The sequence below is a fragment of the Jiangella aurantiaca genome, from assembly GCF_004349105.1.
Classification (GTDB): Bacteria; Actinomycetota; Actinomycetes; order Jiangellales; family Jiangellaceae; genus Jiangella; species Jiangella aurantiaca.
Map to the genome: position 1 here is coordinate 104,706 of NZ_SMLB01000005.1, position 12,417 is coordinate 117,122.

Annotated in this window: 10 protein-coding genes and 1 riboswitch; of the genes, 3 read left to right on the top strand and 7 right to left on the bottom strand. The window is 71.7% G+C overall.

The features are described 5' to 3' along the window. Positions 1–21 precede the first annotated feature (21 nt). From E1262_RS05525 to E1262_RS05535, 3 genes are all read right to left on the bottom strand, one after another. Entirely contained in the window at positions 22–1,722 is a 1,701-nt protein-coding gene (locus E1262_RS05525; protein WP_132102080.1) for a calcineurin-like phosphoesterase C-terminal domain-containing protein, read from the bottom strand. A 98-nt stretch (positions 1,723–1,820) separates the two neighbouring features. Then, positions 1,821–2,447, bottom strand: a complete 627-nt coding sequence (locus tag E1262_RS05530) for a hypothetical protein (RefSeq protein WP_132102082.1) — start codon at positions 2,445–2,447, stop codon at positions 1,821–1,823. A 122-nt stretch (positions 2,448–2,569) separates the two neighbouring features. After that, on the bottom strand, positions 2,570–3,367 hold the full coding sequence (locus E1262_RS05535; protein WP_132102084.1) for a polysaccharide deacetylase family protein: 798 nt from the start codon (positions 3,365–3,367) through the stop codon (positions 2,570–2,572). Positions 3,368–3,627: 260 nt separating this feature from the next. On the opposite strand from E1262_RS05535, the gene E1262_RS05540 reads away from it, so the two are divergent. After that, positions 3,628–4,245: a DedA family protein gene (locus E1262_RS05540; RefSeq protein WP_132102256.1), complete on the top strand. Its 618-nt coding sequence runs from the start codon at positions 3,628–3,630 to the stop codon at positions 4,243–4,245. A gap of 33 nt (positions 4,246–4,278) precedes the next feature. Here the strand turns inward: E1262_RS05540 and E1262_RS05545 are convergent, their stop codons facing one another. Beyond that, complete coding sequence (locus tag E1262_RS05545; RefSeq protein ID WP_132102086.1) at positions 4,279–4,965, bottom strand: DedA family protein; 687 nt, start codon at positions 4,963–4,965, stop codon at positions 4,279–4,281. 119 nt (positions 4,966–5,084) lie between these two features. Next, a complete protein-coding gene (gene gcvP, locus E1262_RS05550; RefSeq protein WP_132102088.1) occupies positions 5,085–7,964 on the bottom strand; it encodes an aminomethyl-transferring glycine dehydrogenase in 2,880 nt (959 codons plus the stop codon). 79 nt (positions 7,965–8,043) lie between these two features. Continuing rightward, positions 8,044–8,143, bottom strand: a riboswitch (glycine riboswitch). A gap of 371 nt (positions 8,144–8,514) precedes the next feature. Here gcvP and E1262_RS05555 point away from each other — a divergent pair. Both E1262_RS05555 and E1262_RS05560 read left to right on the top strand, forming a co-directional pair. Continuing rightward, positions 8,515–9,954, top strand: coding sequence for a TrkH family potassium uptake protein (locus E1262_RS05555; protein WP_132102258.1), 1,440 nt, complete (start codon positions 8,515–8,517; stop codon positions 9,952–9,954). Next, positions 9,947–10,633, top strand: coding sequence for a potassium channel family protein (locus E1262_RS05560; protein ID WP_238992842.1), 687 nt, complete (start codon positions 9,947–9,949; stop codon positions 10,631–10,633). The genes E1262_RS05555 and E1262_RS05560 overlap by 8 nt, the downstream gene beginning before the upstream one ends. An 11-nt stretch (positions 10,634–10,644) precedes the next feature. Here the strand turns inward: E1262_RS05560 and E1262_RS05565 are convergent, their stop codons facing one another. Further along, entirely contained in the window at positions 10,645–11,637 is a 993-nt protein-coding gene (locus E1262_RS05565; RefSeq protein ID WP_132102090.1) for a glutathione S-transferase family protein, read from the bottom strand. A 97-nt stretch (positions 11,638–11,734) separates the two neighbouring features. Beyond that, positions 11,735–12,346 (bottom strand): MerR family transcriptional regulator, encoded by a 612-nt coding sequence (locus E1262_RS05570; protein ID WP_407659268.1) that lies wholly within the window; start codon positions 12,344–12,346, stop codon positions 11,735–11,737. Between the last annotated feature and the right edge of the window lie 71 nt (positions 12,347–12,417).

The window sequence follows — 12,417 nt, forward strand, 5'->3', positions numbered from 1 at the left end:
ATACCGGTCTGGTCGCCCGGGTTACGGGCGCCCACCGATCACGGTGAAGGTCTCGTCGGTGGTCGAGACCCGGCCGTACGGATCGGTGCTGCGCACGACGACGGCGTGCTCGCCGTAGCGCAGGTCGCGGGGCAGCTCGAACGACCACAGGTGCGACGACGGCTCGGGGGCGGCCGGGCGCTCGCTGCCGGTGAGCGCCGACCGGAGCACGGAGATGTACGGGTCGTTCTGCGGCGCGAGGTGCGTCATCGGGCGGAACGGGCCGCCGTCGACGCTGACCTCGACGGTGTGCCGCTCGCCGCCGTCGAACACGTTCGCCGTCACCGTCGGGCGCGGCACGCCGGTGCCCGTCCAGTCGCGGGCATGGAACTGCACCGCCCCGGGCGCGAAGCCGGCCGACCCGCTCGGGCCGCCCGGGATGCGTACCTCGTCGCCCCAGCCGCCGTCGAACGTGAGCCGGATCCGGTAGTCCTGCGGCAGGCTGGCCGGCTTGAACCGGGCCGAGTACTCGTTGCCGTCGAAGAACAGCTCGTAGTGGCCGTTCGGGTTGCCGTCCGCCATATCGGCGGCCTGGACGCCGCGCTCGTCCGTCGGGCCGGTGGTCCAGCCGCCGCCGCGCACCTCTGCCAGCACCTGGTGGTGGAAGTGCTCGGCGCCGAACCAACCGTCCTCGGGGCCGAGGTACATCTGCCAGCTGTTGCTGGTGTCGTGCCCGGAGATCGTGTATACGTGCTCGCGGTCCTGGAGGATGGCCAGCAGCTCCCTGATGTTGCCGGTGTTGGTGGCCGGCGACGTGGTCGCGTCGGTGGCCAGCGGGATGTGCGTCCCGATGACGATCAGCTTGTCGTCGGGCACGTAGCGCAGGTCGTTGCGCAGCCACTGCAGCTGCTCGTCGTTCAGGTAGCCGATGTAGCCGTGGTCCGGGCCCTGGTGCATGACGTTGTCCATGAGCACGAAGTGCACCTGGCCGTAGTCGAAGGAGTAGTCCGTCGGCCCGAACGTCTCCTTGTAGGTGTCGGTGGCATTCGCGTCGGTGGGCGCGTCGTAATCCTGGTCATGGTTGCCGGGCGTGTTCCACCACGGGATGCCGATCTGCGCGACCGCCTCGTTGTGGACGGGGAACAGGTCCAGCGGGTCGTTGACGACGTCGCCGACCGTGAGGCCGAACCTGGCGTCGGTGGTGCCGACCAGCGCCGCGATGACGTCGACGGCCATGTCCGCGACCTCGCCAGGGTTGCGGGTCTGCGGGTCGGCGAAGGCCAGCGCGGAGAACGTCTCGTCGACGGAGTCGTCGCGGTACATCGGGAAGTCGACCGACGCCGGCAGCGGGCCGGTCGGCTCGACGCCGCCGTAGCGCAGCTCGTAAGGGCTGCCGTCCGGGTAGTGCTTGTAGTAGAACTGCGGCAGCTGGACGTCGTCGACCGGCACCATCCAGCCTGCCGGCTTGCTGATGAAGATGACGGTCTGGTCGTCGACCACCAGGCTGTACCGGCCTCGGGCGTCGGTGCGCACGACGTCCCGGCCGTTCGACACTGACACGTCCGGCACGCCGGCCTCGCCGCCGTCGCGCTTGCCGTTGCGGTTGGCGTCGTCGTAGACGACACCGGTGGCGGTCTCGGTCTCGGCTGCGGTCTCGGCCCCGGCCAGGCCGAAGCCCGACGCGACCAGGCCGGTCACCGTCGCCGTGATGCCGGCACCGAGAAGCCACGTGCGTCTCGCCATGATTCCTCCGGTCGTCAGGGAGCACGGAGTTGCGAGACTTCACCCTGTCGGCGTCACCCCAACGTGAGGTGACGAACCCACGCACAACAGCAGAAGAGTTATGCCACCAGCACGACGCCGAATCCGGCGACCGCGAGCGCGACCAGCACGACGGTGGCGACCACCGACACCAGGCACAGATAGCCGGTGAACTGCAGCGACACTGGAAGGAACGGTGCCACGCGCGGCAGGTCGGAGAACCTGTCGAACAGGTCGCGGGTGAGCTGGACGCCGGCCCAGACGCCGCGGGCAGCCCGGCCCGCACCGCGCAATCCCGGCCCGGCCGATCGCACCTGGTGCAGCGCGTCGCCCGCCCGTGCCCACGCGCCGGCGACGTCGTACGCCTCCGCGAGCTCGCCCGCCAGCTCGTCGACGGAGTCGACGGCGCGCATCAGCCGACGCCGCCGCCAGAGCACCCACAGGCCGGGCGCCGCGCCGGCCAGCGCCAGAGCCAGGAAGAACAGGCCGCCGTCACCACCCACCGCGAGGCCTTCGAGCGCCAGCACCAGCGCGGGCGTCAGCGGTAGCAGCCCGACGACGAGCAGCGGGATCCTCGCCCGCCGGACCAGGACGGCGAGCGCGGCGGCCAGGTCGCGGATCACCCGCGCCCGCGTCTCACCGGCTGCCGCGGCCGCCGCCTCGGCCGTGCGCCGCCAGCGCTCGAACCGGCTCTCGTTCGTCGTCATGTGGGCCTCACACGGTCCGATGCGGGAGGAGCCAGCCGCTCGCCGAACGAGTCGTCTCGCCGCGTCATGGGCGTAAGCGTGCCACATCGCCGCCGAGCATCACCGTGGCGCTGACCAACGCATCAGGCGCGGGGAACGACGAACTCGTAGCCGGCGTCGAGCAGCGTCTCGATGATGGCCGGCAGTGCCTCGATGGTGCCGGCGCGGTCGCCGCCGCCGTCGTGGAGAAGGACGATCGCGCCCGGGTGGACCTGCTCGGCGACGTAGTCGTGGATGGCGCGGGCGCCGGGTTTGCGCCAGTCGCCGGGGTCGACGCTCCAGCCGAGCGGCACTTGGTCGAGCCCGGCGGCGATCTCGTTGACGTTCGCCGCGAAGTTGCCGCCGGGCGCCCGGAAGAACGGCACGTCGACACCGGAGACGGCGTCCTCGATGGCGTCCAGCGTGCCGCCGATCTCCTGCTCGATCACGTCCGGGTCGCGGTCGGGCAGCGAGGTGTCGTGGGTGATGGTGTGGTCGCAGAGCCGGTGGCCCTCGTCGGCGATCTCGCGGACCAGCCTCGGGTACAGCCGCGCCATCTCCCCGACGACGCAGAACGTGGCGGTGAGGTCGTACTCGCGGAGGATCCGCAGGACCTGCGGGGTCTGCTCCGGATGCGGGCCGTCGTCGAAGGTGAGGGCGACGGTGCGGCCGTCGCGGCCGTTCAGGCGGCGGGTGCCGGCGTCGTCCACTTCCGCGACCGGCGCAGTCCCGTTCTCGGCCGCCGGCACCAGCGAGAGCAGCCGGTCGGGGGTCTTGGGCGGCGCCTGCTGGGTGGTCTCGGCGGCGGCCGACCTGCTGCCGGGCGGCTCGCTGCGGGCGGCGCCGATGATGACGCCGACCATCAGGCAGAGAATCAGGGCAGCACGGAGTTCTCTGGACACCGGCACCACCCCGCTTCACTCAGGACGAATCCGTCAGAACCCGGCAGGTGCGACGCTACCGGCGCAGCGCCGCAGACCCGGTGAGGCGCGCCGAATGCGCTTTCCGTCTCAGACCGCCCACCCTGTGGAGAACCACAGGGCGATCACGGCGGTGACCTTCATCGCGCCGGCCCGCCCGTATCCCGTACGGTCGAGGCGTGAACATCCGCCTCTCCCCGGAAACCGAGCTGACCGGCCTGGCCGGCTGGGCCGTCGACCTCATGGACACCATGGGCGCGATCGGCGCCGGCATCGCCATCGCCGCTGAGAACCTGTTCCCGCCGCTGCCCAGCGAGGTGATCCTGCCGCTGGCGGGGTTCACCGCCAGCCGCGGCGACATGCACCTGGCGGCGGCGATCATCTGGACGACGGTGGGCTCGGTGGTCGGCGCGCTCATCTGGTACGCCGTGGGAGCGGCGGTGGGGCGCGACCGCACGCGGGGCATCCTCGCGAGGCTGCCGCTGGTCAAGATGGCCGACGTCGACAAGGCGGAGGCGTGGTTCGGCAAGCACGGCGTCAAGACCATCTTCTTCGGCCGGATGATCCCGATCTTCCGCAGCTTCATCTCCATCCCGGCCGGCGTCGAGCGGATGTCGCTGCCGGTCTTCCTGCTGTTCACGGCGCTCGGCAGCGCCATCTGGAACACCGTGTTCATCCTGCTCGGCTACCAGCTGGGGCAGAACTGGGACGCCGTCGAGCAGTACGTCGGCATCCTGCAGTACGCGGTCATCGCGGCGGTGATCGTCGCGGTCGTGGCGTTCGTGGTGCTGCGCATCCGGTCGAACCGGCGCGACCGCGAGCGGGCCCGGCACCGGGTGCGCCGTCAGGAGCCGAGGTAGCGCAGCACCGCCAGCACCCGGCGGCCGTCGCGGTCAGACCAGCTCCTGCGGCTTCTCGTCCGGTGACCCCTCCGCGCCGGACGCGGACTCGGTGGTCCCGGCCTGCTCGGCACGGCGCCGGTTGCGGACGCCGAGGCGGTGGCGGATCAGCTCGACCAACCCGGTGATGGACAGCGCGATGCCGAGCCCGACGCCGAGGCCGAGCAGCGGGTTGTCCTCGAACGCGTGCCCGCCGACGTAGCCGATCATGCCGGAGTAGGCGCCCCACGACAGCGCCGCGATGGCGTCGAAGAGGGAGAACTTCCGCAGCGGGTACTCGACCGTCCCGGCCGTGAGCGTGACCGCGGTCCGCCCGCCGGGAATGTACCGCGCGACGACGATGATCAGGCCGCCGCGCTCGTCGAGCATCCGTCCGGCCCAGGCGAACGTCGCGCCGGACCTCTTGCCGCCCTCGATGCGGTGTCTCACCCTGGTGCCCGCGGTGCGGCCGATGAAGTACGAGATGTGGTCGCCGACGAACGCGCCGGCCGCGGCGGCCAGGATGACGAACAGCAGGTTCGGCACGCCGTCGGCCGCGGCGAACACGCCGGCCGTGATGACCAGCGACTCGCTGGGCACCGCCGGGAAGAAGGCATCGATGGCGGAGATGGCGAACAGCACCACGTAGACCCAGGGCGACCCCATGACGTCACGGGCTGCCTCGATGATCGCGTCGTTCATGGTCCCCCGTGTCTCCGTTCGCCGAGTGGTCACCTCCGACCCTACGTGGCGCATGCACCGCGCACATGCGACCTCGGTCGGACGTCACCCCTGGACTTCCGTAGGGGTCTCCCCCGGCATCAGTCCTGGAACGCCTCCGGCGACGGGCACGAGCAGACCAGGTGCCGGTCGCCGTACGCGCTGTCGATGCGGCCCACCGGCGGCCAGTACTTGTCCTCGCGGCTGGCCGCCGACGGGTACACCGCGGTCTCGCGGTCGTACGGGTGCGACCAGTCCGCGACCAGCGATCTGGCCGTATGCGGCGCGTTGACCAGCGGGTTGTCGTCGGCCGGCCAGTCCCCGGCGGCGACGCGGTCGGCCTCGGCGCGGATCGCGATCATCGCGTCGCAGAACCGGTCCAGCTCGGTCTTGTCCTCGGACTCGGTCGGCTCGATCATCAGCGTGCCGGCGACGGGGAACGACATGGTCGGCGCGTGGAAGCCGTAGTCGATCAGCCGCTTGGCGACGTCGTCGACGGTGACGCCGGTCGCCTTGGTCAGTGGCCGCAGGTCGACGATGCACTCGTGCGCCACCAGCCCGCCGCGGCCGGTGTAGAGCACCGGGAAGTGGTCGCGCAGCCGCACGGCGACGTAGTTGGCGTTCAGCACCGCGGTCTGGGTGGCCAGCTTCAGCCCGGCCGGGCCCATCATCCGGATGTACGCCCACGGGATCGGCAGGATCGACGCCGACCCGAACGGCGCCGCCGCGATCGGCCCGACGCCGGTCGCCGGGCCTGCCTCCGGCAGTAGCGGGTGGTTCGGCAGGAACGGCGTCAGGTGCGCCCGCACGCCGATCGGGCCGACGCCGGGACCGCCGCCGCCGTGCGGGATGCAGAACGTCTTGTGCAGGTTGAGGTGGCTGACGTCGGCGCCGAACTCACCCGGCTTGGCGAGACCCACCAGCGCGTTGAGGTTGGCGCCGTCGACATACACCTGGCCGCCGGCCGCGTGCACCAGCCGAGCGATCTCGGTGATGCCCTCCTCGTACACGCCGTGCGTCGACGGGTAGGTGACCATGATCGCGGCGAGGCGGCCGTCGTGATCGTCGATCTTCGCCCGCAGGTCGTCGAGGTCGACGGTGCCGTCGTCGGCCGCCGCGACCACCACGACCCGCATGCCGGCCATGACCGCCGACGCCGCGTTGGTGCCGTGGGCGCTGGACGGGATGAGGCAGACGTCGCGCTGCTGGTCCCCGTTGGACCGGTGGAACGCCCGGATCGCCAGCAGCCCGGCCAGCTCGCCCTGCGACCCGGCGTTCGGCTGGATCGACACCGCGTCGTACCCGGTGACCGTGGCCAGCCAGCCCTCCAGCTGGCGGATCAGCGCGAGGTAGCCGTCGGCCTGCTCGACCGGCGCGAACGGGTGGATGCCGGCGAACCCGGGCCAGGTGATCGGCTCCATCTCGGTGGCCGCGTTGAGCTTCATCGTGCACGAGCCGAGCGGGATCATGCCGCGGTCGAGCGCGTAGTCCTTGTCGGCGAGCTTGCGCAGGTAGCGCAGCATCGACGTCTCGGAGCGGTGCGTGTTGAAGACCGGGTGGGTGAGGTACGGGCTGTGCCGGCGCAGGCCCTCGGGGATGGCGACGGCGCCGCCGCCGGGCCGCATCGTCAGGCCGAATGCCCGCAGGACCTTCTCGATGTCGGCGTCGGTGGTGACCTCGTCGCAGGCGATGCGCACGTCGTCGCTGCCGGCCGGCCCGAGGTTGACGCCCAGCTCGGCGGCGTCGGCGACGACGGCGGACGCGCGGCCGGGCACCCGGGCCAGGACGGTGTCGAAGAACGCGTCGTGGACGACCTCGACGCCGCCGGCCCGCAGCGCCGCCGCGAGCGCCGTCGCGTGGCCGTGCACCCGCGAGGCGATCTCGCGCAGCCCCTCGGGCCCGTGCCAGACGGCGTACATCGACGCGACGACGGCCAGCAGCACCTGCGCGGTACAGATGTTCGACGTCGCCTTCTCGCGGCGAATGTGCTGCTCGCGGGTCTGCAGCGCGAGCCGGTACGCCTGGGCGCCGGTACCGTCCTTCGAGACGCCGACCAGCCGGCCGGGCAGCCCGCGCTCCAGCCCGGCCCGGACGGCCATGTAGCCGGCGTGCGGCCCGCCGTACCCGAGCGGGACCCCGAACCGCTGCGACGACCCGACGACGACGTCCGCGCCGATCTCGCCGGGCGGCCTGAGCAGCGTCAGGGCGAGCAGATCGGCGGCGACGGTGACCAGCGCGCCCCGCTCATGCGCGGCCTCGACGACCGGCGCGAGGTCGCGGATCCGCCCGGACGCGCCCGGGTACTGGACGACGAGACCGAACAGCTCGCCGTCGGGCAGTCCGCCGCCGGGCAGCCCTTCGTCGAGGTCGGCCACGACGACATCGATGCCCAGCGGCTCGGCCCGGGTCTGGATGACGGCGATGGTCTGCGGCAGGCAGTCGGCGTCGACGACGACGGTGTCAGCGGTAGTGCCGCGGATGGACCGGCGCATCAGCGTCATCGCCTCGGCCGCCGCGGTCGCCTCGTCCAGCAGGCTGGCGTTGGCCGTCGGCAGCCCGGCGAGGTCGGACACCATGGTCTGGAAGTTCAGCAGCGCCTCGAGCCGGCCCTGCGAGATCTCCGGCTGGTACGGCGTGTACGCGGTGTACCAGGCCGGGCTCTCCAGCACCCGGCGGACGACCACCGGCGGCGTCACGGTGTCGTAGTAGCCGAGGCCGATCATCTGGGTGTGCCGCTGGTTGCGCCGCGACAGCGCCCGCAGCTCGTCCAGCGCCTCGGTCTCGGTGCTGGCCGGCGGCAGATCGAGCGCGCCGAGGTTGCGGATGGCATCGGGCACGGCCGCTTCGACGAGCGCATCGAGCGACTCGTACCCGACGGCGTCGAGCATCTTCGCGATCTCCTCGTCGCGCGGACCGACGTGCCGGGCGACGAAGGGTGCCTCACTGGCCACGGAGGACAGTGGCTGGAACTGCTGGGACATCGACGGAGCTCCTCGGACGGATATGGCGAGTCAGCTCCCCCTCTGTCGTCGTCGCTCGTCACGACGGCTTCAGAGTGGCCTCGCCTGACCGGTCCTTTCTGCCTGAGAGGTTGACGGGGATGTTGCCCCTTCGGCGCCTCGCACCCCGGGTGGTGCGAGAACTCTCCCGGTCAGAGTCCACAGCTCGCCGTCAGCATAGCTCGCCCCTGCCCGGCCTGCGACGCAGACGCGCCAGCTGGGCGGCCCGCGGCCGGCCGGGCCGCTGGGCGCCGGCCTCGGGGTCGACGCACCACATCGGTGGTGTGCGCTCGTGCCGGGCGGACCGGCCGATGATGATCCGGGCGTGTTGACACCAACGTCAACAGTTGGCGCTGATGTCAACATGCCGCACCGGCAGACCAGCCCCTGATGGCGACGCGTGCCACCCGGCACCACCGGCACCCGCCCGGACGACACCTCACCCGCCTTACGGCCGCTACGGCGGCACGAACGCACGGCATACGGCCCTCAGGCGAGTGACGTGTCCGCACGACGCGTGACCGGGCTGGCCATGGTCGACACGCACCGCGAAGCGCCGCCGACCGCCGGGCCGGTCCGTGTAGCGTGGCGTCTCGTGGGAGGGCTCCGCCTGCGTGGTGACCGTGGCGTTCCCGGCCGGCGAGCGCCGTTCCTGCGGCATCCGGCGCAGGTCGTCGTGGTGGCGTTCGCGGCGGCGGTCGCCGTCGGCACGGCGCTGCTCATGCTCCCGGCGGCGCGCGAGGGTTCCGGCTCCGCCTCGCTGCTCGAGGCCGCGTTCACGGCGACGTCGGCGGTGTGCGTCACCGGACTGGTGGTGGTCGACACACCGGACTACTGGTCGACGTTCGGCGAGGTGGTGATCCTGGGGCTCATCCAGGTCGGCGGCTTCGGGATCATGACGCTGGCGTCACTGCTGGTGGTGCTGGTGTCGCGCCGGATGGGCCTGCGCTCCCGGCTGACCGCGGCGGCGGAGACGAAGACGTTCGGTCTCGGCGACGTGCGCAGCGTGCTGGTGGGCGTGGCGAAGGTGAGCGTCACCGTGGAGCTGACGGTGGCCGCGATCCTGACCGTGCGGCTGGCGACGGCATATGACGAGCCGCTCGGCCGGGCCGTCTACCTCGGCGTCTTCCACGCGGTGTCGGCGTTCAACAACGCCGGGTTCTCGCTCCACAGCGACAGCCTCATGCGGTTCGTCACCGACCCCTGGGTCAACCTGCCCATCTGCTTGGCGATCATCATCGGCGGCCTCGGATTCCCCGTCCTGCTGGAGCTGCGCCGTCACCTGCGCCGGCCGTGGCGGTGGAGCCTGCACACCAAGATCACCGTCTGGGCGACGGGCGTCCTGCTGGTGAGCGGGACGGCCTTCGTCGCCATCAGCGAGTGGGGCAATTCGGCGACGTTCGGCCCGCTGGACGGGCCCGGCCGGCTGCTCGCCTCGTTCTTCCACGCCGTCAACACCCGCACGGCCGGCTTCAACAGCCTCGACGTCGGCGCCATGACCGAGGGCACCTGGCTCGGCAGCGACGTGCTGATGTTCATCGGCGGCGGCAGCGCCGGCACAGCGGGCGGGATCAAGGTCACGACGTTCGCGCTGCTGCTCTTCGTCATCCTGGCCGAGGTGCGCGGCGAGGAGTCCGTGCACGTCTTCGACCGCAAGGTCGGGCCGCGTGCCCAGCGCCAGGCGCTGAGCGTCGCACTGCTGGCCGTGGCCGCCGTCGTGATCCCGACCGTGTTCATCCTCGAGGCCACCGACATGGCGCTGGACCAGGTGCTGTTCGAGGTCGTGTCCGCGTTCGCGACCGTCGGACTGTCAACGGGCATCACCGCGGACCTGCCCGCCGGGGCGCAGGCTGCCATCATGGTGCTGATGTTCATCGGACGACTGGGGCCCATCACGTTCGCCAGCGCACTCGCGCTGCGGCAGCGGGGGCGCCGTTACGATCTCCCGGAAGCGAGGCCGATCATTGGCTAGGCAACCCGGCCGGTCCGGACGCGGCTCGAACCTCGTCGTCGTGGTCGTCGGCCTCGGCCGGTTCGGCACATCGCTGGCGGTGGAGCTGATGCAGGACCCGCGCATCGAGGTGCTCGGCATCGACCACGACGCCGAGCGGGTCCAGAAGGTGGCCGGCCGGCTCACGCACGCCGTCGTCGCCGACTCCACCGACGAGGACGCGATGCGCCAGCTGTCGGTGCACGAGGCCGAGCGGGCCGTCGTCTGCATCGGCAGCGACATCGAGGCCAGCATCCTCACCGCGTCCGTCCTCCTCGACCTCGGCGTCCCGAACATCTGGGCCAAGGCCATCAGCCAGGCCCACGCCCGCATCCTCACCCAGCTGGGCGTGCACCACGTGGTCCGGCCGGAACACGACATGGGGCTGCGCGTCGCGCACCTGGTCCGCGGACGGATGCTCGACTACATCGAGTTCGACGACGGCTTCGCCATGGTCAAGACGGCGCCGCCGCACGACGCCGTCGGGCGCCGGCTGGGCGACTCCGGCATCCGGCAGACGTACGGGGTCACGGTCGTCGCGGTCAAGCGGCCCGGCGAGGGGTTCACGTACGCCACCGCCGACACCGTCGTCCACGACGGCGACACGCTGATCGTCAGCGGCAAGATCGCAGACACCGAACGGTTCGCCGACCTGACCTGACGGCAGGGCCGTCAGCCGAGGCCGAGCTCGGAGACGTCAGGCGGCGGGGTGCCGTCCGGGCCGAACGGGGTGCCGCCGAGCTCCTCGCGGTGGTGCGCGTCGTGCCAGCCCGACAGATCCGGGCCGGCGGGGACGATGCGCGACGCATTCAGCTGGTCCAGCACCTGGTAGTAGTGCCGTTTGATGTGGTCGAAGTTCACCGTGCCGGCGAACCCCGGCGTCTGGTGGAGGTCGCGCGCGTAGGCCCACAGCACCGGCAGCTCGGTCAGCTTGTGCCGGTTGCACTTGAAGTGGCCGTGGTAGACGGCGTCGAACCGGACCAGCGTCGTGAACAGCCGGACGTCGGCCTCGGTGAGGTGGTCGCCGACCAGGTAGCGGCGGGTGGCCAGCCGCTCGGACAGCCAGTCCAGCCGGGCGAACAGCGCGTCGTAGGCCTGCTCGTACGCCTGCTGCGACGAGGCGAACCCGGCCCGGTAGACGCCGTTGTTGACGTCGGTGAAGACCAGCTCGTTGATCTCGTCGATCTCGTCGCGCCACTCCTCCGGGTAGAGGTCCGGCGCGCCCGGGCGGTGGAACGGCCGCCACTCGGTGCTGAAGTCCAGCGTGATCCGCGGGTAGTCGTTGGTGACGAGCCGCCCGGACGGCACGTCGACGATCGCCGGCACCGAGACTCCGCCGTCGTAGGACGGGTCGGCGGCGGCGTAGGCCTCGGCGAGGTAGCGGATGCCGAGGACGGGGTCGCGGCCGTCCGGGTCGAGCGTGAACCGCCAGCTGCGCTCGTCCTGGATCGGGTCGGCGATGGCGAGCGAGATGACGTCCTGCAGGCCGAGCAGCCGCCGGACCAGGACGGCCCGGCTGGCCCACGGGCAGGCCAGGCTGACGACGAGGCGGTAGCGGCCGGGCTCGACCGGCCAGCCGGACGAGCCATCGGCGGTGATGCGGTCGTCGAAGCGGTTGCCGGCGCGGACGAACTCGCCGGACGCATTGGTGGTCAGCTTCGTCATGTCAGGACGCTACCCACGACGGGCCGTCGTGATCACTCCCGGAGACGCGGAAACGCCCGCCCCTGCCGGTTCCGGCGTGGGCGGGCGTCCGTGAGAGCTACTCCCCCGCGGCGCGGGCGCGGCGGCGGGCGGCGAGCTGGTCGCCGGGGTGCTCGGCCGGCGGTTCGCCGGGCCGCTCGGCCGGCAGCTCGACGAGGGTGGCCTCGATCTCGCGCCACACCCGGCCGACGGCGATACCGAAGACGCCCTGGCCGCCCTGGACGAGGTCGACGACCTCGTCGGCCGAGGTGCACTCGTAGACGCTGGCGCCGTCGCTCATCAGCGTGATGCCGGCGAGGTCCTCGACGCCGCGGTCGCGCAGGTGCTGGACGGCCTGGCGGATCTGCTGCAGCGAGACGCCGGTGTCGAGCAGCCGCTTGACGATCTTGAGTACCAGGATGTCGCGGAACGAGTAGAGCCGCTGGCTGCCGGACCCGGCTGCGCTGCGGATGCTCGGCTCGACCAGGCCGGTACGGGCCCAGTAATCGAGCTGACGGTACGTGATGCCGGCCGCGCTGCAGGCGGTGGGACCGCGGTAGCCGACGTCCTCGGGGACCGGGCCGACCATGCCCTCGAACAACAGGCCCTGGCGGGTGGCGGCGCGTCCGGCCGCGGCGGTACGCCCGGCGTCACCCGCCGCGCCGGTACCGGATGTGCTGTCTGCGCTCACGCCGACCCCTTCGTGGTCCGTGCCGATTGCGACGTCGTGTTACACCAGTGACGTTAGGGCCGGGCCCCACG